Annotated in this window: 21 protein-coding genes, 2 pseudogenes and 1 riboswitch; of the genes and pseudogenes, 11 read left to right on the top strand and 12 right to left on the bottom strand. The window is 49.6% G+C overall.

Features of this window, described 5'->3' with window-relative positions; all coding sequences use genetic code 11:
• Nucleotides 1-4: 4 nt before the first annotated feature.
• From C7434_RS17115 to C7434_RS17095, 5 genes are all read right to left on the bottom strand, one after another.
• Entirely contained in the window at nucleotides 5-763 is a 759-nt protein-coding gene (locus C7434_RS17115) for a thiazole synthase (RefSeq protein WP_033742314.1), read from the bottom strand.
• Between the two features lie 2 nt (nucleotides 764-765).
• Complete coding sequence (gene thiS, locus C7434_RS17110; protein WP_006122036.1) at nucleotides 766-963, bottom strand: sulfur carrier protein ThiS; 198 nt, start codon at nucleotides 961-963, stop codon at nucleotides 766-768.
• Entirely contained in the window at nucleotides 948-1,892 is a 945-nt protein-coding gene (locus C7434_RS17105; protein WP_033742315.1) for an FAD-dependent oxidoreductase, read from the bottom strand. Before C7434_RS17105 ends, thiS begins: the two co-directional genes overlap by 16 nt.
• Before the next feature lie 138 nt (nucleotides 1,893-2,030).
• Nucleotides 2,031-2,150, bottom strand: a riboswitch (TPP riboswitch).
• 77 nt (nucleotides 2,151-2,227) lie between these two features.
• The gene (locus tag C7434_RS17100; protein WP_133745718.1) at nucleotides 2,228-2,548 is read right to left on the bottom strand and encodes an AzlD domain-containing protein; all 321 of its coding nucleotides are present in this window, start codon (nucleotides 2,546-2,548) and stop codon (nucleotides 2,228-2,230) included.
• A complete protein-coding gene (locus tag C7434_RS17095) occupies nucleotides 2,545-3,210 on the bottom strand; it encodes an AzlC family ABC transporter permease (RefSeq protein ID WP_033742316.1) in 666 nt (221 codons plus the stop codon). The genes C7434_RS17100 and C7434_RS17095 overlap by 4 nt, the downstream gene beginning before the upstream one ends.
• 102 nt (nucleotides 3,211-3,312) lie before the next feature.
• Here C7434_RS17095 and C7434_RS17090 point away from each other — a divergent pair, with 102 nt between their 5' ends.
• Nucleotides 3,313-3,861, top strand: a complete 549-nt coding sequence (locus C7434_RS17090) for an XRE family transcriptional regulator (protein ID WP_033742317.1) — start codon at nucleotides 3,313-3,315, stop codon at nucleotides 3,859-3,861.
• 12 nt (nucleotides 3,862-3,873) lie between these two features.
• On the opposite strand, the gene C7434_RS17085 is transcribed toward C7434_RS17090, so the two are convergent.
• The 4 genes from C7434_RS17085 to C7434_RS17070 are packed head-to-tail and all read right to left on the bottom strand — an operon-like array spanning nucleotide 3,874 to nucleotide 8,520.
• Nucleotides 3,874-5,286, bottom strand: a complete 1,413-nt coding sequence (locus C7434_RS17085) for an ATP-binding cassette domain-containing protein (protein ID WP_133745717.1) — start codon at nucleotides 5,284-5,286, stop codon at nucleotides 3,874-3,876.
• Nucleotides 5,271-6,062: an ABC transporter permease gene (locus C7434_RS17080; protein WP_033742318.1), complete on the bottom strand. Its 792-nt coding sequence runs from the start codon at nucleotides 6,060-6,062 to the stop codon at nucleotides 5,271-5,273. Before C7434_RS17080 ends, C7434_RS17085 begins: the two co-directional genes overlap by 16 nt.
• The gene (locus C7434_RS17075) at nucleotides 6,059-6,994 is read right to left on the bottom strand and encodes an ABC transporter permease (protein WP_033742319.1); all 936 of its coding nucleotides are present in this window, start codon (nucleotides 6,992-6,994) and stop codon (nucleotides 6,059-6,061) included. The genes C7434_RS17080 and C7434_RS17075 overlap by 4 nt, the downstream gene beginning before the upstream one ends.
• Nucleotides 6,994-8,520, bottom strand: coding sequence for an ABC transporter substrate-binding protein (locus C7434_RS17070; RefSeq protein ID WP_033742320.1), 1,527 nt, complete (start codon nucleotides 8,518-8,520; stop codon nucleotides 6,994-6,996). The genes C7434_RS17075 and C7434_RS17070 overlap by 1 nt, the downstream gene beginning before the upstream one ends.
• A 220-nt stretch (nucleotides 8,521-8,740) precedes the next feature.
• On the opposite strand from C7434_RS17070, the gene zigA reads away from it, so the two are divergent.
• A complete protein-coding gene (gene zigA / locus C7434_RS17065) occupies nucleotides 8,741-9,973 on the top strand; it encodes a zinc metallochaperone GTPase ZigA (protein WP_033742321.1) in 1,233 nt (410 codons plus the stop codon).
• Nucleotides 9,974-10,098: 125 nt separating this feature from the next.
• Here the strand turns inward: zigA and C7434_RS17060 are convergent, their stop codons facing one another.
• Complete coding sequence (locus tag C7434_RS17060) at nucleotides 10,099-11,469, bottom strand: aldehyde dehydrogenase family protein (protein WP_033742323.1); 1,371 nt, start codon at nucleotides 11,467-11,469, stop codon at nucleotides 10,099-10,101.
• A 459-nt stretch (nucleotides 11,470-11,928) separates the two neighbouring features.
• Here C7434_RS17060 and C7434_RS17055 point away from each other — a divergent pair, with 459 nt between their 5' ends.
• From C7434_RS17055 to C7434_RS17040, 4 genes are all read left to right on the top strand, one after another.
• Entirely contained in the window at nucleotides 11,929-12,858 is a 930-nt protein-coding gene (locus tag C7434_RS17055; protein WP_006122024.1) for a RepB family plasmid replication initiator protein, read from the top strand.
• A gap of 1,843 nt (nucleotides 12,859-14,701) precedes the next feature.
• Nucleotides 14,702-15,901 (top strand): AAA family ATPase, encoded by a 1,200-nt coding sequence (locus C7434_RS17050; protein WP_039339560.1) that lies wholly within the window; start codon nucleotides 14,702-14,704, stop codon nucleotides 15,899-15,901.
• 7 nt (nucleotides 15,902-15,908) lie between these two features.
• The gene (locus tag C7434_RS17045; protein ID WP_033742325.1) at nucleotides 15,909-16,880 is read left to right on the top strand and encodes a ParB family protein; all 972 of its coding nucleotides are present in this window, start codon (nucleotides 15,909-15,911) and stop codon (nucleotides 16,878-16,880) included.
• A gap of 895 nt (nucleotides 16,881-17,775) precedes the next feature.
• Nucleotides 17,776-17,955: a hypothetical protein gene (locus tag C7434_RS17040; protein ID WP_133745716.1), complete on the top strand. Its 180-nt coding sequence runs from the start codon at nucleotides 17,776-17,778 to the stop codon at nucleotides 17,953-17,955.
• 1,425 nt (nucleotides 17,956-19,380) lie between these two features.
• On the opposite strand, the gene C7434_RS17035 is transcribed toward C7434_RS17040, so the two are convergent.
• Together C7434_RS17035 and C7434_RS17030 are read right to left on the bottom strand one after the other, a co-directional pair.
• A complete protein-coding gene (locus C7434_RS17035; protein ID WP_006122018.1) occupies nucleotides 19,381-19,752 on the bottom strand; it encodes a RidA family protein in 372 nt (123 codons plus the stop codon).
• 22 nt (nucleotides 19,753-19,774) lie between these two features.
• A complete protein-coding gene (locus C7434_RS17030; protein WP_033742327.1) occupies nucleotides 19,775-20,107 on the bottom strand; it encodes a hypothetical protein in 333 nt (110 codons plus the stop codon).
• A gap of 334 nt (nucleotides 20,108-20,441) precedes the next feature.
• Between C7434_RS17030 and C7434_RS17025 the strand changes: the two genes are divergently transcribed.
• From C7434_RS17025 to C7434_RS17000, 5 genes and pseudogenes are all read left to right on the top strand, one after another.
• Nucleotides 20,442-21,215, top strand: coding sequence for a YoaK family protein (locus C7434_RS17025; RefSeq protein ID WP_039339554.1), 774 nt, complete (start codon nucleotides 20,442-20,444; stop codon nucleotides 21,213-21,215).
• Between the two features lie 468 nt (nucleotides 21,216-21,683).
• Nucleotides 21,684-21,881, top strand: a pseudogene (tnpB, locus tag C7434_RS17015) (IS66 family insertion sequence element accessory protein TnpB); the annotation flags it as partial.
• A pseudogene (locus C7434_RS22235) lies at nucleotides 21,880-22,056 on the top strand (transposase domain-containing protein); the annotation flags it as partial. The pseudogenes tnpB and C7434_RS22235, both read left to right, overlap by 2 nt.
• Before the next feature lie 1,178 nt (nucleotides 22,057-23,234).
• A complete protein-coding gene (locus tag C7434_RS17005; RefSeq protein ID WP_133745713.1) occupies nucleotides 23,235-23,969 on the top strand; it encodes a fimbrial protein in 735 nt (244 codons plus the stop codon).
• 33 nt (nucleotides 23,970-24,002) lie between these two features.
• The gene (locus C7434_RS17000) at nucleotides 24,003-24,500 is read left to right on the top strand and encodes a CS1 type fimbrial major subunit (RefSeq protein WP_033742332.1); all 498 of its coding nucleotides are present in this window, start codon (nucleotides 24,003-24,005) and stop codon (nucleotides 24,498-24,500) included.
• Nucleotides 24,501-24,525 lie beyond the last annotated feature (25 nt).

The following is a 24,525-nucleotide window of genomic DNA, read 5'->3' as shown; positions in this document are numbered from 1 at the left end:
CTCCTTAACTGAACTGCGCCAGACCAAAAACGGGCGTGGAGGCGACCGCCATATCCCGACGTTCCATCATGCCGGCCAACCGCGCCTGATGTCCTGACTGAATGGCACTGGCAAACGCTCCCGCCATGCGTACCGGATCGTGGGATTTCGCGACGGCGGTATTCAGCAACACGGCATCAAAGCCCAGCTCCATCGCCTGCGCCGCCTGGCTGGGAGCACCGATCCCTGCGTCAATGATCAGCGGAACGTCTTTAAACCAGGCACGCATGGTGCGTAAACCGTCAATATTGCGTAGCCCCTGCCCCGAGCCAATGGGCGCGCCCCAGGGCATCAGCACCTGACAGCCCGCTTCCAGCAGTTTTTCGCCCACAATCAGATCTTCTGTGGTGTAAGGAAAAACATGAAAACCTTCGGCACATAAAATACGGGCGGCCTCCACCAGGGCGAAAGGATCCGGTTGCAGGGTATCCGCGTGCCCGATCACTTCCAGTTTGATCCACGGCGTGGCAAACAGTTCGCGCGCCATATGCGCCGTCGTGACGGCTTCCCTGACGGTATGGCAACCCGCCGTATTGGGTAACACGCGCTTATTCAGCGTTTTCAGTAAATCGCGAAAGGCCCCACCCTGACTTCCTTCCCGACGCAGACTGACCGTGATGATATCCGCACCGGAGGCCACAACAGCCTGCTGAAGAATATCCGGTGAGGGATAACCGGCCGTGCCCAGTAAAAAACGGGAGTCGCCCGTGTAGTCGTAAAACATGATTAACCTCCCTGCATTGGCGACAGCACTTCCAGACGGCAGTTGGCCTCAAGCAACTGTGAGGCATAGCGCTCTCTGGGAACAAAGGTTCCATCGAGGGCACTGGCCACACAGCCAGCGTCAATGCCCTGCTCTTCTAACAACTCCGCAAGCGTCCCGGCTTTCGTCTCGATAGCACGACCATTTAGTTCGATTCGCATAGTAGTCTCTCTGTTGCAAGTTGATGCATGAGCTTTTCGGCCATAACCGGTGCCAGCAAAAAGCCATGGCGATACATACCGTTAATGGAAAAGACACCGTTTTCATAACGCACGTCGGGGAGGTTGTCGTGATAAGCAGGACGTAACCCCGTCCCGCTTTCGATAATGCGCGCTTCGGCAAGCGCAGGATGAATGCTGTAAGCAGCGCTCAGCAGCTCCATCATGGCGCGCGCGCTGATGGGGCTGGTATCCTGACTCTCAACCATGGTGGCCCCGAGCATAAAGTGCCCCTGCGCCCGGGGAACCAGATAGCAAGGAAAACGGGGATGCAGCAGGCGTAAAGGTCGGGAAAACGTGATCTCATCCGTTTGCAGGATTAGCATTTCGCCCCGCACCGCACGCAAGGCTGGCTGTGCCTCACGCGCATGAATACCGCGGCAATCAATAATGCGTCCGCTGGGATTGCCAGCGTGAATACTGACGCCCGCGCTGACCAGACGTGCACGTAACTGTTGCATTGCCTGACGCGGATCGAGATGCGCTTCAGCCGGGAAAAATAATCCCCGGGCGAAGCGGTTTTCCAGCGCGGGTTCGATGTCACCTGGCGCAACCCACTGATGCGCTGTGGTCATGCTGGCAAACCGGGTAAGTTCGGCGCTGTCACGCGGTGGCGTGAGTACGAGTGTGCCCTGCTGTTCAACGCCACTTACGCGGGCTGCCCACCACGCTGCAGCATGCTGTCCCCATTCAACGACCTGCTGAGGCGCACTTTCTGCCTCACACCAGGGTGCCAGCATGCCGCCAGCCCAGTAGGACGCCGCCTGACAATTCGGTCGTGTAATGACTTCAACCTTCTCGCCGTGTTCGGCCAGTAACGTCGCGATACAGAGTCCGGATACACCGCTGCCCAGCACTGACCAGCGGCTCATTGTCCGCCATCCTGATGGGGTAAAAACGGAATAAGGATAGTCACATTGGCCTCTCTGTTAGCTCTCAGAGACCCGCGATACAAGAAGGGAAAAAGCACAAGCCTGACAGAAACAGGCTCTGCGGCAAGCATCTACGCGATGCGCAGATGCCCGTCTTCCTACGCCAGTATCAACTGGGTCAGGTTCTAAGGGTCGCTAAGCCGCGCATGGCGCTATTAGCCTCTCAGTCTCTCTGGCGAGACTCCCCTGACGGGTTCTAGTTGTATTTTAAGCGACGCTGTTCGTCAAGGCTGACACGCAATTTATCGCCGGGTCCGGCAAGATAAATAGCGCATTCAGGGTACACCCATATAGCGCAACAACGCCGTCATGCAGGCCGCGCTCAGAATAATGAAAATCAGCGGAGCTCTACGCCAGGCAAGGAACAGGGCAAACCCGACACCCAGCACTCTGGCCATCCCTGCAAAATACTGGCCTTCAAACAGCGTGGTGGTTGCCGCAACCGCAAGCAGCAGTACAGTGGCAGCATCGGATAACATGTTTTGGGTTCGTTCACTGACGGGCAGACGATTGCCGAGTTTAACACCCGCGAAACGGATGGCGTAGGTGCCAGCAGCCAGCAACGCAATACCTGCAATAATCATGGCGTGATTCATTTGCGCGATCTCCATGTAAAGAGGCCCAGCAAGGAAAACAATACGGGCATACCGGCAGGTACGAAAGGCGTGACCACCAGCGACAAAAACGCACCAGCCATAGCAGGAATGCGGGTGCGCGCTTTGCGTAAGGCAGGAAAGATTAGCGCAATCAGGATCGCGGGAAAGACCGCATCCAGGCCGATAGCAGACACATTCGGAATAAACTGCCCTATCGCCGCGCCAGCCATTACTGTCACAGGCCAGATCACGCCAATACTGATGCCGCATATCCAGAATGCCTGGCGACGTTGCGCCAGCGTAGGCTGGGAAATGCCAAACACGACACTTTCATCATTCATGATGTGGCATCCTAGCAGACCCCGTCTGCCCTGACCGACCAAATCCTTGACAGTGATACCAAAAGGAAGATGACGCGCATTGACCAACAGCCCCGCCGCTGCCGCCGTGAGAGGACTGCCACCGCCCGCCACGATACCGATAAACAGGAACTCCGACGCCCCCGCCAGCACCAGCGTCGATAACGCCAGCGGCACCCAAAACGGAAAACCTTCTGCAAGAGCGAGCGAACCATATGACAGGCCAACAATGCCATCGGCAAGACAGACAAGGAAAATGGCTTTTATCACGCCCTTGTCCAGCGTCTCTTTTTTATCCAGCATCACGATTAGATCCCATAACGAACGATATACCCATTATAATGAACGGACCGCAGCAGCATTACAAGATGAACGATACGTTCGCTATAACGAACAGGATGCAGGATGAGTACACCCATTGATATTATCGCCAGCAGTTTAGTCAGAGAGCGCCAGCGGGCAGGACTGACTCTCGCAGAAGTCGCGCGTCGGGCTGGCATAGCAAAGTCGACCCTTTCTCAACTTGAGGCGGGAAACGGTAATCCTGGCATTGAGACGTTGTGGTCACTTTGCGTTGCCCTGAATATTCCGTTTGCCCGCCTGATGGAGCCGGAAGCGAACCGCCTGCAGGTGATACGTCGTGGTGAAGGTCCTGCCGTTGCCGCCGAGCAGGCGGATTATAAAGCCGTCCTGCTGGCAACCTGTCCGCCCGGCGCGCGACGGGATATCTATCTGCTAAACATCCAGCCCGGCAGCGAGCGCCGCTCGCAACCGCATTCGCCGAACACCATTGAGCATCTCATCTTGACTCAGGGACGCGCGCTGGTCGGGCCCACAGACTCGCCCGTCGAACTGGCACCGGGCGACTACATCAGCTATCCCGGCGACACTGAACATATTTTTCGTGCGCTGGAGCCGGATACGCTGGCCGTGCTGGTCATGGAGCACATCTGAGGGTGCTCTGCCTCAGTCATCAGGCAGGCTAATCGCATCAAGGGAAATGACCCGATGTGCACTCCTCTCAAGTAGCGTGAGATCATGACTGACCAGCAGAATGGCGCAGCGTTGCTGCATGGCCAGATCAGTCAGTAAGGCCAGCGTCTGTTGCTGAACCACAGGATCGAGACGCGACGTGGGTTCATCGGCAAACAGGAACACGGGATTCAGCAACATCGCCCGAAGCAGCGAAAACCGCTGAAGCTCACCGCCTGACAATCCTGAAGCCGGACGGTGTAACAACGCCTGTCCGAGCCCCAATTGGCGCATCCGCTCATCACGTCGCCTCACCGGAATTGTGTGGCGCTGCAGCAGATCGTCGATGATCTGGGCCATAGTGATATCCGGTGGAAAAACCGCAGAAGGATCCTGGTACAGTTTTTGATAACGCAACGGATGAAACCTGCCCGGTCGGGTTATCGTTCCCTTATCGGGCTTAATCAAGCCCGATAGCGTATCTCCCAGGCTGCTTTTGCCACTGCCGCTCTCACCATAAAGCCCAACGATTTCACCGGCGCGAAAGCATAAATTTACATTGCGGAACAACGTTTTCCCGGCGCGTTTCAGAGTAAGCCCTTCGGCCCGTAATACGAGGGTGTCATCACAGGGCAACAACGTGGCTGGTGGCCAGGCATGGGGTTCGGCGGCCAGCAACTGTTTCGTATAAGCCTTCTGCGGCGCATTCAGGACTTGCGTGGCATTGCCCTGCTCAATCACCTTTCCCTTATGCATCACGACAATGTCACCGCCTAACTGCCTGGCCAGTGCGATATCATGGGTGATGGTCAGCAAGGCTTCGCCGCGGGCTACGGCCAGGTTGAGCATGTCACCAATTTCGTCCCGTCGCGCCACATCCAGTCCTTTCGTCGGTTCATCCGCGATAAGCAGAGTGGCACCGCCCGCCCGCGCAGCGGCAAAGCACACCCGTTGGGCCATTCCACCGGAAAGCTGCCAGGGGAAACGCTCTGCCGCGTGGGCCAGCCCCAGCGAGTCCAGCGCCAAACCTGCCGCCTGCTGTGCGCCCTGACGCGTGTACCCCTGTATGTACCGATAACCCTCTTCTGTCTGGCCTTTCACACGCATCGTCGGATCAAGCGCCAGCAAGGGCTCCTGAGGTAACGCGGCAATACGGTGTCCCCACAGCGCACGGAGTGCTGTCAGATCGGTTTGCAGATTATATTGCTGCCCGTCAATGACTACTGTTCCTTCAGCCCGCAGTCCGTCGGGTAAGGCGCCGAAAATCGCCTGCGCAAACAAACTTTTTCCCGATCCTGTCTCACCAATGAAGGTGACGGGCCTGCCGGGATGGATGCTCAGACTTACAGGCTCAACAATGCAGGTATCCGCGAAGACGGCGACCTGTTTGATTACGATACTTGCCATTTGCGCTCCTTGTTGACCAACAAATTCAGCCCCACCAGCAGGATAAACAGCACAACCACAGGCTGCAGTAATAGCCAGGGCGCTTCCCAGGCATAGGGGAACAGCTCCGTCATCATCAGGCCCAGCTCAGGTGTGGGTGGACGAACGCCAACACTGATAAATCCCAGCGCCGATACGGCCATAATGGCATTGCTGAATGCATAGACGGTCAGTGTCAGCAATAACGGAGACAGGGCCGGCCAAAGATGTCGGCGAAAGAGATAAACAATGGAGAAGCCAAGCAGTGAAGATGACTGAACGGCTGGCGACATGACCACAGGCCGCAGCGTGGCGCGCGTCACACGGAAAAATTCCACCCACAGTACCAGTGAAAGTCCCAGCCATAACATGAGCGGCGCGTCAGGTGCGATTGCGGCGAGCAGCAGGACTAACAGCAGGCCCGGCAGCGCCAGACACATGTCGGCAAGCATACCGAAAAGTCGATCGACCCATCCGCCGTACCAGGCGCTGGCTATTCCCGCCAGCAGCCCCATAAGCATTGCTGTAATCACACACAGGGCCGCCAGCCCCAGCGACAATCGCAGCGCCGCACTCAGGCGCGCCAGCATCGAACGCCCTAAATGGTCATAACCCAGCCACGCGTTATCCGAGGGTGGCGTTAACATCTGCAACAGATCCTGCTGCAGGGGATCGTTCTGATTCAACAACGGCATCAGCCACGCAAAGGCCAGCAAGGTTAAAATTATCACCAGCCCCGTTTTTTGGCGGTACGTCATACGCGTTTACCTCGGGGATCCAGGACATAACACACGCCATCAACAAGCATATTTAAGGTGACAAAGGTCAATCCCAGTACCACCGCACTGGCCTGAATCACCGGAACATCCCGGGCAAAAATCGCATGTACCAGCGCGTGTCCGACACCTGGCCAGGCAAAAAGAGTTTCGATCACCACCACACCTTCCACTAACCAGACGAACTGCATGCCGATCCAGGTGACGACAGGGACACTGAGATTGCGCAAACCATGTCGCCAGAACAGGTGCGGCGCGGAAAGGCCCTTTTGCGCTCCCCAGCGATACCAGCCTGCTTTCACAGCCTGACAGGTTGCCTCACGGACAACACGCGCCCCTACCGCGCTCAACGTTAATGCCAGCGTCAGCGCCGGGAGGATGACATGTTGCCCTTCCCCATGCCCCGCACTGGGTAGCCAGTTCAGGCGCAGCGAAAACAACATAATCAGAAGTAAACCCAGGGCAAAATGTGGAATCGATTTAAACGTGGGTGCCAGCACGTTAATGAGCCGATCAACAACACCGCCCGGCCGACATCCTGCCCAGACCCCCGCAGGAATAATGAGAATCAACATCATCAGCAGTGCTACACCGGCCAGAGCAAGGGTTTGTGTTAACTGCCAGCCCAGCTCACTGCTGACCGGCTCCCCTGAGACGAGAGATCGCCCGAAATCGAAGCGCAGCAGATCCCACATCCAGTGCCATAGTGCATTTCCCTGAGCGGAAAAGTCCGTCAGCTGTTGCTGCACGCGGGTAACCGCCGCCAGGTCGACCCGGTCATAACCATATCGTCCCGACGCAATGCGCCACGCCATATCGCCCGGTAACGCCTGTACTAAAACGAACGTTAAAATACCGACGGCAAAAATCACAAAGGCAGCCTGACCCAGGCGCCAGACGAGTTGTTTAAGCATTATTCCGTCCATTTCATTTCACGCAGGCCAAAATGGCGTTCAAAGGGATCCAGTTTTATGGCGGCGAGCTTCGCGTTTACTGCTGCTGACTGCTGGTACCAGGCAACCGGAATAACCGGTAAATCACGCTGTAATGCGGCGGTGATGACCGCTCTTGCCTGCTGTCGTTGATCAGGATCGTTGCTACGTGAAAGCGTGCTGAGCGCCTTATCAAACGCGTTGTCGTGCCAGTTCATTGCGCCCCAGTCACCTCCCTGCGAACCGTAATCCTGAAGTAGCGTGCCGCCAGGATCCGGCGTCAGGGCGAAATTACGGGCATAGAGCGCCATTTGCAGGCTGCCATCATGATGACGCGCGGGTATCTCACTGGAATTGGTTGAATTGATGATGACCTCGATCCCGACCTCTCGCAGTTGTTGCTGAATGACCACGGCGATTAAGGGCAGCTCGGGGCGATCGGGATATGTCAGCAGCGTGAGGGTAAAGCGCTGGCCAGCGCGGGTTAACATGCCGTCCCGGCCGGACATCCATCCGGACTGTGCCAGTAAGGCGGCGGCAAGCTGAGGAGCATAATCCAGAGGCTGTAAAGACGCGTTGTGCCACCCGGCCATAGAGGGCGGGAACATCTGTGTTGCCGCACCGGGATAGCGTAATATGGCCGCAGACAGCGCATTCCGATTGATCGCCAGGCTGAGCGCTTCGCGCGTGGTTTGTTCCTTCAGGAACGGATGAGCGACGTTCAGCTTCAGCATCACCGTACGGGGTACGGAAACGGTAAGCACCTGTAGTGAACTTTTGTGTGACAAGCGCTGACGGCTGGCGGCGTCCAGATTAAAGACGTAATCCGCATCACCACTTTCTGCAAGTAATGCGCGCGTTTCGGCCCGACCCGCGGACAAATAACGGGCACGTTCAATGCTGGGTTTCTCTCCCCAGTATCCTTCAAACCGTTTTACACTCAGTGACTGAGGTGGCTGGAAACTGACGAGCTGGAAAGGGCCACTGCCGATGACGCGCGTAATGGTATTAGTATCGTCCCAGGAACTCAGCGCGAGGATTTGCGAACGGCTTTCAGCCAGCACTGCCAGCAGCGGCGTGAAAGGCTCGCTCAGCGTGACCGTCACACGCCGATCTTCTCCGCTGACCGACGTAATGGGTGCCTTGTCGAGTAAACCTGGCTTACTGCGGGCGGTATTCAGCGATTTTACGACGCTCTCAGCAGTAACAGGCGATCCATCATGAAAATGGGCGTTGCTCCGCAGCGTAAAATGCCATTGCAGCCCATCAGGCGAAATGTCCCAGCTTTCGGCTAACGCGGGTACCGCCTTACCTTTCTCATCCGTTTCCACCAGCGTTTCCACCACATCCATACGAAGCAGAATGTCGCCTGAAAGGGCGGGATCGGGACCTTTAATCTCGAAAGGTGCGGCAATGCGAACGGGCTGATTGCGATCGGCGTAAGCACTTAATGACGCAAACAGCAGGCCAGTAAGCGTACCGAAAAACCAGTATTTGAATTGTGTCATGATATGTCTGTTTACCACATAATGTTTCCCAGAATTAATTATGTTATAACATAACAATTAAAATATGAACCCGCTTAACGCTCAGCCAGTCGCATCAGCCTGCTCGCTTTCAGTCTTAACAGCAAAGAAATGGAAACCCTGAATCCAACAAAGCATATTGAAAATGGCCGCTATTTTGTTATGTTATAACATAATATATTCGCCATTTAAGGATCATTTCATGTCAGGCCACTTTCTTTCATCGCCCACAGACAAACGTTTGCCCGTTTCCGTGCTGTCCGGCTTTCTCGGGGCAGGCAAAACCACCCTTCTCAACCATATCCTCAATAACCGTGAAGGCAGGCGCATCGCCGTGATTGTCAATGACATGTCGGAAGTCAACATCGATGCAGCCTTAGTACGTAATGGCGGTGCGGCACTGTCTCGTACGGATGAAAAGCTGGTGGAAATGAGCAACGGCTGCATCTGCTGCACGCTACGTGAGGATCTTTTGCTGGAGGTGAAACGGCTGGCGTCGGAAGGTCGTTTCGACCATCTGGTCATTGAATCAACCGGCATTTCCGAACCGCTGCCCGTTGCCGAAACGTTTACCTTTGCCGATGAAGAAGGTGAAAGCCTGTCGACGGTGGCAAGGCTGGATACCATGATCACTGTTGTGGATGGTTATAACTTTCTTCGTGACTACCGTTCACTGGACTCCTTACAGGCGCGTGGCGAATCACTGGGCGAAGAGGATGAGCGCTCGGTTGTGGATTTGCTGATCGATCAGATTGAATTTTGCGATGTTTTGATTGTGAACAAAACCGATCTTATCAGCCATGAGGATCAACGCACGCTCAAAGCGATGCTGCACAGGTTGAATCCACGGGCGCGCATTATCACCAGCCATTTTGGTAATGTTCCGCTCGATCAGGTACTGGATACCGGCCTGTTTGACTTTGACCAGGCCGCTCAGGCACCAGGCTGGCTAAAAGAACTTCGCGGCGAGCATCAGCCAGAAACAGAAGAGTACGGTATTCGTAGCTTTGTCTATCGCGCAAGGCGTCCGTTTCATCCTGAACGATTCTGGCATGCGGTTAATCATCAGCTTGAGGGGGTGATTCGTTCGAAAGGTTATTTCTGGCTGGCCAGCCGTCCTGAATATGCAGCGTCGTGGTCTCAGGCGGGTGCGATAGCCCGGCATGGCTATGCAGGCAGCTGGTGGGCCAGTATCCCGCGTGATAAATGGCCACAGGACAGTGAATCCCTCGCGTTTATTGCCGACAACTGGATAGACGGGACAGGCGATGCACGACAGGAACTGGTTTTTATCGGCATCGATATGGATGAAACGGCAGTGCGTGCTGCGCTTGATCACGCCTTGTTAACCCCTCAGGAAATGGCGGCGGGGCCGGGATACTGGGTGACGCTTTCCGATCCCCTGCCCGGCTGGTTCGATGACGCAGAATCGTAACGGATCTTTTTCTGCAAAGGATCCTGTTTTGTGTCAGGCAGAAATCAATGTTGTTGTCCGATGGGAAAAGACAGTAAGCCGGCGCACTGCTGCGCCGGTAGACTCAGGGGATAAGAAAATACTGGTTAGCGCCGGTTTTTCCAGACTGTCTGAATATTACAGAACTCATGGACGCCAAAGTGCGATAACTCACGACCATAGCCACTCTTCTTCACGCCACCGATAGTCACGCGTGGATCGGATGCACCATTGCCATTAATAAATACAGCACCCACTTCGAGGTTTGCCGTCATCTGCTCAGCAAGATTGGTGTTGTTCGTCCATACCGTTGCACTGAGTCCGAATTCGCTGTTATTAGCGATTTCCAGCGCATGATCCGCATCACGGGCGACTGCGATAGCGGCGACAGGCCCAAAAAGCTCTTGCCTGAAGGCTGTCATGTCACTTGTTACATCAGACAGGATCGTCGGTGCATAATAATTGCCCTGCCCTGCTATTTTTTCGCCACCTAACACCAGACGTGCACCTTCACGCAGACTCGCTTTGACCTGGTCATCCAGTTCATCGCGGAGATCGTAACGGGCCATTGGGCCAATGTACGTTTGTTCATCCAGCGGATCGCCGATTTTAAGCGCCTTAACGGCTTCAACAAAACGCATTTCAAACGCTTCCGCAATCGGCGCTTCAACGATAAAGCGTTTCGCTGCCATACAAACCTGCCCGGTGTTCTGGAAACGGCCTGTGACTGCGGATTTAACGGCTTCATCAAGATCAGCATCGGCCAGCACGATGAAAGGATCTGAACCACCTAACTCCAGCACGGTTTTTTTCAGCGCCGCACCCGCCTGGGCAGCTATAGCGGCACCCGCCCGGACGCTGCCTGTTACTGCAACCGCTGCGATGCGATCATCCCGGATTGCGGTTGAAACGCCTTCGTTATCGACGTTTATCAGGTTAAAACCGCCTTCAGGCAGATCTGTAGCATCGAACAGCTCTGCCATCAGCATTGCGCTTCCCATGACATTAGGGGCGTGTTTCAGCAGATAAGTGTTACCCGCCAGCAGCATCCCTACAGCACCGCGCAGAACCTGCCAGAAGGGGAAATTCCAGGGCATTACCGCCAGGATAGTCCCGATTGGCCGGAATGACTGCCACGCATCGGGAATCTGTGAGGGTTGGTCTTGCAGCATGGCAGGGCCAAATTCAGCGTACCAGTCACACAAACTGGCACATTTCAGGATCTCTGCTCTTGCCTGTGCAACAGGTTTACCCATTTCCAGGGTTATCATTCGCGTCAGTTCTGGCTCACGCTGGCGAAGTTGTTCGCTCAGTTGACGAAGTACGTTGACACGCATGTCCATGCTGCTTTGCCGCCACGCTTTACTGGCCTTGGCACTTGAGTCTAACGTCTGCTCCAGTTCAGAAGCGGTTTGCATTGGATATTTTGCAAGAATTTCACCCGTTGTGGGATTACGGGAAATGGCAAAGTCAGTCATGATCGTGATCCTTATTAATGACGAAATTCTGTCACCATACGCCGTCGTAATACTGATGAAAAATGAATAATAGTGATGAACTTGTTTCTGATAAATGAAGGTACAAGTGAGTGCGTTTGTCCGGGACGGGTGGCAGTTACCTTATCGTTTTTATAAAAAACGCTATTCAGGGAAACATCACTATGATCTGTTATCGCTGAGTTATCCACTTATACAGTGAATAGTTCCTATATAACGATCATAGAGAGATCCATAATAGATCCAAAGAGATCCCCGATCGCTGCAGGCCGCGCCACACAAGGGCTGAGAGGGGGTTGGTGTTCACTGTAATCAGCAAACTATTCACTGTAATCAGTACTTTATTCACTACACACTGTAGAAAGTTCACTATAATCAGTGCTAATGTTCACTGTAATCAGAAAACGATCCTTTTCATCCACAGAATGAAGATCTTATCCCATGGCAGATAAAGATAGTGAAAACAAAGCGTTACTAGAGCCTTTTCTGTCTGTGACTAAAAACAGCGGTGAAGTTATTCAGCTTCATCCCAATAAAAATAACACTGTTCAGCCTGTTGCCTTGATGCGACTGGGACTGTTTGTACCAACGCTTAAATCCACCGCGCGCGGGATTTCAGGCGCGATGGCGTCCACGGATGCGACGAAAGAACTTAAAAACCTCTCGCTGGTGAAAGCGGAAGGGTATGAAAAGATTACCATCACCGGTGCCAGGCTGGATATGGATAATGATTTCAAGACATGGGCAGGCATCATCCAGTCTTTTTCGCGTTATCCTACTCAGGGCGATACGGTCACGCTGCCCTTTATCGATTTCGTTAAAATGTGTGGAATACCTTCAGCAAACTCTTCTGCTGCCTTACGTAAGCGGCTTGATGCATCCCTACGGCGAATTGCGACCAATACCCTGTCATTTGAAGGAAACGGTAAGGCCTATCACACGCACCTTGTTCAGTCTGCCTACTATGATCGTGAAAAAGATATTGTTCGCATACAAGCTGATCCCAAGCTTTTTGAGCTCTATAACTTCGATCACAAGGTTTTACTTCAGCTACGCGCCATCTCCCGTCTGAAACGTAAAGAATCGGCTCAGGCGCTCTATACGTTCCTTGAGAGCCTTCCCACCAACCCTGCGCCTATATCACTGGCACGCCTGCGTATGCGCCTGAATTTAGGATCTAAAATTACGACGCAGAACCACGTTGTGCGACGCGCAATGGAGCAGCTTAAAGAGATTGGCTATCTCGACTATTCTGAAGTCAAACGCGGACGCTCTGTGTTTTTCATTATCCACAGCAGGACGCCTAAACTGGATGGTATCGGCAATCTTGAAGGCATTGATACCCTTGAAGACATTGAATTTGAAGAATAGCGCGCACATTTACTGTAATCAGTAAGTTTTGCGTTGCAGTGTCACTTTTAACTAAAAAGTGACACTGCACGCCAGTTCATATACTTCTTTCACTCCTTACCTACAATCATTCACTGTAATCAGCGGCATTCACTATAGTCAGTAACGCCGCTGAAGTTATGCTGTTGGAACGTCTGCCATCTGATTTTATTTTAATAATATTTCAATGACTTATAAGTAAGTATGCGCTTACTATTATTTTATTAATTTTCTGCTTATCCTTTTTTGCCTCGCCTTGCTGATTACAGTGAATACTGGCTGCGTTTATTCGCGCCCTGCCTTTCACTGATTACAGTGAACGTTTGTGGAGAATGATATAACTGATTATAGTGAATATTGTTATTAATTAATTGATTTTATTTGTATTTTTTTTGGGTTAGACAACGCAGGGTTGAACACGTTGGCATTAATGAACAATCACACTAAAAAAGTGACAGGGTTAGTGGAACGCTGATTACAGTGAATGTTATGACGGGTTAAGCCGACAAAATGCATTTACTGATTCCAGTGAATCTGTCCTCTGTTCGTCACGAGGTTCCTGCTGATTACAGTGAACGTTCCGAAGTTAGATCCAGATTACTGACGGTGGCAGCTACGTTTACTGATTACAGTGAATGCTATCGACGTGTCATGGATGGACCACAAAGTCAGGCAGAGGCTGATTCAGATCAGGGCGTTTACTGATTACAGTGAATGTTACAGGGAAGCGTATCATTCTTATAGCCTTCCAGCCTGATGCCATGAGCATTTTCTCCTTCTGAAGGCTGCAAGTGTTACTGATTACAGTGAATATTCAGGGGACCGGGCTGATGAAGCCTCTTCCGGACTTCTCTACCCGACAACAAAGACTGCCACGCTGGTATGGGGTTTCTCCTACTGATTACAGTGAATGTTTACGTCATTCCCCTTCCCTGTTTATTTTTCGCTAAAGGCTCGTCACGGTCTGTATCGCTACGCCTTTATCGCCAGGTCCGGCCTTAAAGCTGGCCCGGCATCACTTACTGATTACAGTGAATGTTTTAGTCGATGCCTTTCCACATCTGTTGCGACAGAAGCAAGTCGTGTGGCAAATAGCGGCATCTCTGTGGTCAGGCTTTTCATCTGCAGGCAACTGGAAGGGATACTGATTATAGTGAACATTGCGGATGTATATGTTCGCTCTGTCAGATTTTTAGAGAGTTAGCATTGAGACACAGCTTGCTTCAGTGAACACAGGATGGGTCCAGAACGCCTCCGCTGAGTCTGAGTAATAGATATTGATGCTGAATCACCTGCTGTGCTGTTTTAGCTGTCTGTCATCCTGATTCTGACCACACGCTCGGCGCTCATCCGCTACTGAATACAGTGAATCTTTTACTGATTACAGTGAACGAATACAGGTTAAAAGGCACCTGCTGGTCAGATGCCCGTTAAATACATTCGCCAGCAGTGACGCCACAAGCGCGGTAGCTGCTGACCCTCTGCTACGCAGTTTTGCGCTCATGTGATCGGCGGGCTTTACTGATTACAGTGAATGTTCGCTTCTCGTTGTACGTACTGACGTTCTACTTTTCCTGTATAAACCGAGCGAAGATAGCCTCACGGTATTTTTGTCCAGCTGTGTGGGCGAGACGGATTAAGTTCATCCTCCTGTATAGTCCACTCCTGAACGCATCGCAGATGCTTATTACAGTAAATTATGTGTATAGCGTCACATAAATCATAAGTTCAGCATTAAACACAGCATAGCGTTTATAAGATAAATTCTTGCCCGATGTGCAGGATTTAGGTATAAAGTCGTAAATCCTACATATCTGGAGTAAGTATGGCTAACGATGACAGTCAGGTCATGAAAGTTGCTCAGCGTTCTGAACGGATGCTATTGAGCCTTACTGAACAAATTCAGGCGCAAAAGCTTGAGTTACAGGAAAACAGTTATTACCAGATTTATGCGAAGGCTGCGCTGGCTAAACTGCCAAAATTAACCCGCGCCAGTGTGGATTATGCTGTCAATGAGATGGAAGAAAGTGGCTACCAGTTTGATAAGCGTGCTGCGGGAAGTTCGGTCAAATACGCCATGTCCATACAGAATATCATTGATATCTATCACCATCGCGGCGTACCGAAATACCGTGATCGCCATCCTGAAGCCTTTACATTATTTGTCGGAAATTTAAAAGGCGGCGTATCTAAAACCGTTTCGACAGTTTCTCTGGCGCATGCGCTTCGCGCTCACCCTCACCTGCTCTATGAAGACCTGCGCATTCTGGTTATCGATCTTGACCCACAATCCTCAGCCACCATGTTTTTAAATCATGAACGCTCAGTCGGTTTGGTTGAGGCTACGGCCGCGCAGGCCATGCTACAGAACGTGAGTCGTGACGAGCTGGTGAATGAGTTTATCGTATCGTCCATCATTCCGGGCGTGGATGTGCTACCCGCCTCCATCGATGATGCGTTTATTGCATCTAGCTGGGATGAGCTCTGTGCCACGCATCTTCCAGGACAGAATGTCCATTCAGTGCTTTATGACAATGTTGTCTCAAAACTCAAAAAAGATTACGACTTTATCTTCATCGACAGTGGTCCCCATCTGGATGCCTTTTTAAAGAACGCGATTGCTGCTTCTGATCTTCTGATGACGCCGGTGCCGCCTGCACAGGTGGATTTTCATTCCACTCTCAAATATCTGACGCGTTTACCTGAGTTGATTGGCATCATTGAAGAATCGGGGGCAGAGTGTCGCCTTCAGGGAAATATCGGCTTTATGTCGAAACTCTCGAATAAAGCTGACCATAAGCTGTGTCACAGTCTTGCTAAAGAAATTTTTGGCGGCGATATGTTAGATGCAACGCTTCCGCGACTGGATGGTTTTGAACGCTGTGGAGAGTCATTTGACACCGTTATATCTGCTAATCCATCCACCTATGTGGGCAGCAGCGAAGCGCTAAAAAATGCGCGTTCTGCCGCTGAAGATTTTGCAAAAGCGGTTTTTGACCGCATCGAATTTATTCGCCTGAACTGAGGTTTTTATGAGTGCAAAAAGAATAACGATTGGTCGAACCTTCAGCCAGACGCCGTTAACTACCGAAAAATCCTCTGAACTCCCCTCACAAACCTTTGTGCTTTCGACGGGGAAACGCGCCGTGTTCAGGTTTAATCATATACCTGCCAGCGAAGTGGCTGCTAAAACCTTCGTAAATATGGAAACCAATGGTCGCGACCAGTCTGGTCTTACACCTGATTCATTACGCGACATTATTCGTACCATCAAACTCCAGCAGTTTTTTCCTGCCATTGGCATCATGCAGGACGAACGTATCGAGATACTGGATGGTTCAAGGCGACGGGCCGCAGCGTTGCACTGTAAAACCGGTCTTGATGTGTTGGTTACCGATGCTGCAATCACGCCCGATGAGGCACGCAAGCTTGCACAGGATATACAGACGGCGCGCGAACATAATTTACGTGAAGTCGGCATGCGTTTGCTTGCGCTTAAAGAAGGCGGACTTTCACAAAAGGAAATTGCTGAAAATCAGGGGCTGTCTCAGGCTAAAGTGACCCGTGCATTACAGGCGGCGAGTGTGCCTGCCGATCTGATTTCGCTTTTCCCCAATCAATCTGAACTGACTTATCCTGATTATAAAGCTCTGCTCCAGGCTTCAGACAAGCTCAGTGAAACAGGGCAATCAGTTGATGCATTGATTAATGCGATTTCTGCTGAAATCGATGTGGTCAGAGCGCGTGAAAATTTAGCTGAAGATGAGCTAAAGAATAATATTCTTCGCTTAATTCGTCAGGGTAGCCAGACGTTGATTAAAGAGCCCGAAAAAGACAAAACCACTGCCATTGCGCTGTGGTCTTTCGCAGATAAAGATCGTTTTGCGCGTAAAAAAACGCGAGGAAGGATGTTCAGTTATGAATTTAATCGCCAGTCTAAAGAGCTGCAGGATGAGCTGGATAAAGTGATCTCAGAAACCCTGAAAAAATTCATGACACGATGAGCGTCTAACCCTGACCAGGCAAATAGCCTTTGCCTGGTTTCTTTCCTCCCTTCCTGCTTTGTTTATGCTGCTATTTACACTCGCAATTTCAGGCTGAAATCGCCATCTAATAGTCTTCCTTGTCGATATTAATATATTGAAAAATAAGTTCTTTTTTATCTCAGTGCCGTAAAATTTCGCCCGAAATTCTTTTTCGGGTCTTGGTTGTGCTTGTCGAAATTGTGCATGATCTGTAAGACTGTAATGAAAGCCTGACGTTCAGAAATCCGGTCTTATAATCATCTTATGGATGATATTTGTTCAACCGCTTACGCTTTTATCAGCTCTTCGTGCTGTCTCTCGACTGTTCGTACTGAAAGGAAAGTTTGAAGGAGTGATGGAATGCTTTAATGTTACACCATGACGGCGATAAATTTGCGATTTTCTCTTATATCTAATTGTATTATATAGCTTTTGTTTTGGCGATTTCACCCTGAAATTTTTCTAAATCTGCCAGCAATGTAAACCTCATTGATATGAGCTGACACCGTATCCTCACTAAACTTATTTGCCGCGAGAAAATTTGATAAACAATAAAATTATCAATAATGACGATATACAGAAAATATCCCTTAGTTATCCACAGAAAAAGTGGATAACTAAGGCTGTGATGGATAAATCACTCTGTATGATGATGTGCTAACGGGAAAGTATTTGGTAATGATTAAGCCAAAGTTGTCAATGCATGGCACCATCACGATTTTGCCCGAATCTCTCTCACATGCTGATTAGCGCCCTCATCCCTCTTTTCTTTAAGAGTGAAGCCTGTAGTCGCCCGTACACTGCAGGACTGGGGCCAGCGAGTGAGGAAAGGTGAGACAAATGATATCACCGCGTTTTCTGGAAGGCGCTGTGAATGATGATGCAAATTCGCGGTGTATCAATAAAACCGCTTAAGCCTGCGGGTTGCGTCAGTATCATTGCTGTTGAATCGGCCGCAAAACGTTTCAGGCACCAGAATGCAGGTGACACAATCATTGGCTTTAATCTCACTTTTAGAAAACAAAGAAAGGCTTATTACATCTGCTCCGGCTAATCATGTTCAAAAGGACAAAGCGATGGGAGCTCAGGTTTTAATATTGAATTCACTGTAATCAGTATTCTGGTGCCCTGAGCATGTTGCTCAGGCTTTGACGCTTGCCGATGCTTCACACTACAGATTACAGTGAATCACTTGCCACGCATCGGTACCGCTGTTAGTCAGGAATATGCCGTTTACTGACGGCGCGGTGCGCAGCCTGGGATGAGTATGGCACTGACATGAGATCTCTTGCTTAGCCTGAAGAGGCCATATGTAAAATGCAGTTGATTACTGATTACTGATTACTGATTACAGTGAACACCTGCTGCATGTTCACTGTAATCAGTGAGCAAAATGAGTTTGGCGATTTCAGGCTGAAATTTGGTCGTCAACCTTTCCGGGCGGAAGCTAAAAGCTAAGCCGTGAATGCGGTTACGCGCCTGAGTCAATGTTTACAACTCATCACGCTGAAACTGACTCGCATCGTTATTGAAGAAATACAGAATTAATATAATCCGGAAGGCCGCAAAGCGAAATCGGGTAAAAGTTAAACTTAATAAATCACGGCACTATAAAATGCGCGTCCAGCTAAGATGACCGTGACATTTTAGCGGCTTGCTGCATATCGCAAGCCTGCGGTACCCGTATTGCTGTCCGTGATTCATGTTCAGCGCGCTTGTCTTTCAGGCCGGCTCAATGACCTTAATATCAGGCGGTCTAGGGCTGCCACTAGCTTCGATCTTAACATCGCTGCAGCATCGCTGTTAGCCGTCCTTTTTATCTGTTTATAGAATAAGCGTGCCAATAACGCAGTCATGTGTTCACGCGAACTGACTACAGTGAATACTCAAACATTCACTGTAGTCAGTGCTTCTCTTTGGCGATTTCAGGCTGAAATTCACATGTCATGGGTTTCTGAATGAATCCCTTTTACGCAGTCCCTCGCGTAATACGAATTAATTAATCAGGTGCCTTTTGACAGACACGGCCAGTTTGTCTGAATGAGAAAGCCTTATGCAGATAAACCGCAATTCTGGTTATGACAGGTATGCGACAGGTTGATAAGCGAGCTGCGAAACGTCAGCCACTCGGTTTGTTATTCGTATCGCAACGACAATGTGGCATATCTGTATGGCATGTCAAAAAGCTTTCATAAGTATGAATACAAGCGCGATCGCTGCAATATTAATAGCCAGCCAGCATCTTTCGCGTTGAGCATGCCTGAAAACCAGATAGCCAAGAGAGGAAAGTATAAAAGCCGGCGCCATAAGAGGAATACCACGTCAACGTGCAGAACAAACGTGTACCGCACTTATCTGAAATGATGTGAAGTCAGAAAAGGATAGGTCATGGAAAATACATTAAGAACATGCTGTGCGAAAAGCATGTTCTTACCCGTTGGTGACATTACACGTATGAAAAGGGCAGGGCGAACTTTTCTTAAAGTGCAATGATCGCCTCAATCTCAATTAACAATTCAGGTGCAAAGAGGGCGTTAACCTGAACCAGTGAACTGGCTGGGAGAGCGGTGCCATAGCGTTTAAACAATACCTTACGAAGTGCATCAATATCAGTGAATGAAGTAATGAACAGGGTCACCTTTATCAAATTCTCTAACGACGTTTGCTCAGCGCTGGCGATAACCTCAAGCTGATCGAATATCGCTTCTGCCTGAGCTGCTATGTCACGCTGGCTTGCTGTCGTGCCGTGGGCGGTAAGGCCTGAAACATACAGTGTTCCGTTATGGCTGACGGCGTGGACATATGGCGCTGTTATTTGGCCCAGCGCAGCGTAGTTTTTGCGTTGCAGCATGATTAAGTGACCCTTTGCGCAGTTATTTATTGTGGGTGAGCAAGTGTTGGCACTGCGTGTTATTACTGGCGGCGAGTTGCTGCTGGTCGGGCGTCAGATTTTTCCAGACAGTGATGACACGTTTAGCCAGTCCCGGGATAAAATGGATTTTTTGCAATGCATAATCAGAGTTACTGCCTTCGATAACATTATTCATTGCATTGTATATCTGATGTTCATTTTGCTGAGGCACTGTACAGAGCACTGATACATAATAAGCTTCCTCTTCCGCATCATAATGCGGAACGAGCCACCAGGCCAGGCAAGCCAGCACAATAATTACAGGAACAATAAATTTAGGACCAACCTTTGCCATGATACAACCTTAAAAATATGACTGACAGTCTGCACAGTTACGGGTTTGGTTGCGTATCCTGCCATAAACATGAAGTGTTGTTAAAGCACATGGCTGGGGAAACAAGCGAAACAGTCTTTCGTTGTTTTATTAAATCAACTGCGAACACCCATTTTTAACATTTTTACGCGCCTTTTCGTTTCCTGTAAATAACTGTAAATATCAATATAATTAGGGTGTTATCTGTCCAGACTAGTCTGTATTTACCGTTACGTTTCTTAAAACCGACTATGCTAAAAAATCTACAACAGGCGAAATCATAAATGGTGCGGAAAAACAGTAACAGGGGAATCATATGCTGATAAAAAAGAAGAAATTGCGTTCACATACCGAAGACCGTTATCTTGCTCTGGCATTAGCGACAACGGCAGGTATTCTTAATGCCATGGCGCTTGGCGCGTTTGGTTTTTTTCCGTCACATATGAGTGGAAATACCTCTCAAATTTCAACTGAAGTTTTTACATCCGATTTTGACAGCCTCATATTTCTTGCTGGATTAATTATGGCGTTTGTTGTTGGATGCACGTCGGCAAGATTATTTATCATTGCCGGAGAAAGGCGGAAAATAAGGACGGTTTTTTGTCAGATTATCCTGGCTGAAGGAATTGCTCTGACGTCTGCTTCGCTGTTCGAGAAAATGTTTTATTCTCCTGAGTATAATGGTGAAGTGTTATTGATGCTGGCTTTCCTGATGGGATTGCATAATGCGACGTCTACTCAACTCTCAAATGGCCGTGTTCGATCAACACATATCACAGGTACGCTTACTGATGCCGGAATTGCACTTGGCACGTACGTCTCTTCGTTCGTTTCTCGTGCCGAACCCTGCGACAGACGTTTTGCACAGAAACAGTTGCATACCCATCTGACCACCGTCTTTTCATTTTTGTCCGGGTGTATCGCCGGTTTAATGCTTTTTAAAGGTTATGGATTTAATGCGATGATTGCATTGGGTATTTTCCTTATCACCCTCGCGACAAGCGCCATAATAATCACCCTGAATAATGCAAAAAAGGTAAGCGTACAGCGCAAACCGTCTGCTCATAATCTGAAGCATCCGACAAAGTGATGTTCACCAAATAAGTAGTGGGAACCGAAGTGTCAGATATGCAGAAAAATATGACTCCCGGCAGGCGTAAAGACTGCCCTGATTATTCTCCTGAAATTAAACAGCAGCGCGTTGCTGCCCCCTGCGAACCCGGGAAATTTATTTAAAAGCTGGCGCTTGAAATGGCATTTACGCCAATCTGTTGTTTAAATGGCACCAACAATAGCGTGAGGGAAAGCTGCTATTACCCTCTTCAGAGAGTCCTCAGCTACTTCCTGTGACTCTCGATGCAGCTGCCGTACAGTCAGAGCCACTCGCAGAGGACCCGGGAACCCTTAATATTGGCTGTGAGGTAACGTTCCGGCACGGAACGCTCTGCCTCAAGGGCACTGTCAGCAAAAATCTGCTGACCCTGCTGATACAGGCGTTCAAACGGTAATCCCGTTATCAACAGGCACCAAAATCTGGCTGGTTGCCGGTATCACCGACATGCGTAACGGTTTCAATGGCCTCGCCACAAAAGTACAGACGACGCTGAAAGACGATCCGATGTCCGGCCACGTCTTCATCTTCCCGGGCTGCAGCGGCAGTCAGATCATACGGCTGTGGTCTGTCGGTGACGGGCTGTGCCTGCTGACCAAACGGCTGGAGCGCGGCCGCTTCGCCTGGCCGTCAGTCCGCGATGGCGCTGATGTGCAGCCTGATAGGGACGTGCAAACTGAACGATGTGGAACCTGAAAGCGATTTCCGGCATGTCCTGGACGTTATTGCTGACTGGCCGATAAACCGGGCGCATCGTCCTGCCAACCAAGTCGTTCTTGTTCGTCATTACGGTTCTCTCTGTACGCCTACATTTCTGTAAATTTCTCGCCCTTAAACCTTCTTCACTTTCACCTCTCCATTATCATAGATTCTGATGGGGTGGCTTTGGGGACTTATTTCATATTGTCCAGTTACATACTTATTAATTGCAACTGGAGTAACTAATACGGCGCTAATAATCTCAGGGTTTTAAGTTTTAAATGGAAATTTATTGGGATGTAAACTCAGTTTATCATTTCAAATGAAAATAATATTGATCCAATTGCTGTCTTCCTGGAAGGAGTGTGTATTTTCCATTATCAAAATGAAAAGGATTAATTTGGTGCCGCAACGTAAATATTGTCATATATCAAATAAAAGTTTTTTTTGCGGAACCATTTTTCCCTGAGAATTTCACATACATTCAAACACTATGCCAATAAATGCAGCAGGTGCGTGCTAAATATCATCTTTATTTTCAATATGATATGTGTTTATTTGCATAATCCACTAGCTGTGGAAAACGATCAATACTTGTTTTTTTGATAGTTGATAACTATCAGATGCCTTTTTATGATCGGGTTTGACGTCGGTGTGTCGTTGTGCATAATGCGCTTGATTTTATTTTTTCGGAAAGCTCTTACCCCTGCGGGGTATTGCTGTATCTGTTAAAAAATATTTATCCATCTGATAAGGGCGGCAGGATGCTTATTTATGCTAAAGGAATTAAGGGGGTAAATCAGGTATGGCAAGTTGGCTTCAGTCATCACTGATGCGCAGTATTCTTAAAGACAGGATTAGGATTTACGGGTTTATTCAGTGGGGACAAAATATATCTTTTTTGACTATGTATGCGATACATACCCCAGGGAGGCAGAACTGAAATAGGTTCAGGGAAAGTTAGTTGAGTGTCTTGTCGGGCATGATGATGGGTGTATGTTTTTTCCGGGATGAATACTCTGTGACAGGAAATTAACTCCGCGCTGGTCTGTTGTTCCGCAGGAAATGATCTCTGACTTTTAAGTTGACGCCTGAAAGAACGTTTTTATCCAGAGCGACTGATGCAGTCACAGGTTTCTGTTTCCCGTGCAGGTCTCGTTGCGCCGTAAATATGGTTATATGCCATCATCAACGGCCGGGGCCATTTATTTCCGCTCTCAGTCATGTTGGGTCTGAAATTATTTTAATCTGAATGTTGACGGTTCAGATAAATGAACATTAATGCCAGTGAGGTTTGTCATGCAGCTTCGTTCACTTATTTTCGGTGTGACTGCGATTTATTGTTTTTTTATAACCGCAGATGCTGCCGCGGCCATGTACGTCTACCCGATGGAAGTCTCTCTGAATGACAAAGGCACCAGGCAACTCACGCTTTTATCAAAAGATGATGATGTACAATTTGTTAAAGTGACGCTGAAACGGATAGAAAATCCCGGCACGCCGCAGGAGCATGAGGTTGTGTCTGATATTGGTGGTGATACCGGTATTGCTGTTGTGCCCTCAAAAATTGCGTTGGCAGCCGGTAGCGAAAGGATTGTCCGCATTGTATCAATGCTGCCACCAGAGAAAGAAACAACCTGGCGTATTTACTTTGAATCTGTGGATAACAATACCTTCAATTCAGAAATTACCGGGGAAAAATCAAATAAAGATATTTCCACCCGGGTGGGTGTCAATATTATCTGGGGTGTTTTATTGCATGTTCCACCTGAGAATGTAGTTGTCAGCATGAAATACCGTCCGGGCTCATCTGAAATCGTAAATGATGGCACGGTCAGGTTGCCTTTAAAGGAAATCGGCATTTGTGATAAGCAGGGGCGCTGTAAATGGCAAAGCAAAGTGAAAACAATTTATCCAGACATGCATGTCATCCTTAAAGATTTTACGTTCAGACCAGGCGAACATTACAAGTTTAAATATACAGACGTTACAACCGGCAATATTAAGGAGATTGCGCCTGAGGTATTGCCATAACACTTTTAATAACAGTTGATTTAAGGGTATCTGATGAAAAAAATTCTTTCCTGTTCACTGCTTTCTGCAGCCATGCTGACGTTCGCATCCGCGCATGCTGTGACAAAAAACATCACCGTCACGGCATCGATTGATCCGACTGTGGACATCACGCTGGCCGATGGCACTGTTTTACCTGACACCATTGCCATGCAGTATGTTGTGGGTTCTGGACTCGGTACAGTCTCAAAAGATGTTAAGCTCTGGTCCAACTCAACCACTGCCGACCTGAACGTTGCCCTGGCCAGTTCACCGGAACTGAGCGCATCCACGACTACCACCACCATTCCGCTGACGGTGACGCTGAACGGTACCGCGCTTAGCACAACTAAGTCGACGCTGTCATATGCCACCTATTTCCCGAACGGAATTACTAACGGTTCAATCACAATTCCCCTGGCGATATCCCAGACAACCAAGGGGGTTGTCAGTACTGCCGGTGAGTACAGCGGGACCGTCTCCCTGATTCTGTCCCAGGCTACAAGTTCCTGATTCATTAATTCATACCTGACGGTAA

It is taken from the genome of Pantoea sp. PNA 14-12 (assembly GCF_004364735.1).
GTDB lineage: Bacteria > Pseudomonadota > Gammaproteobacteria > Enterobacterales > Enterobacteriaceae > Pantoea > Pantoea stewartii.
This window is presented reverse-complemented; position numbering and strand designations above follow the sequence as displayed.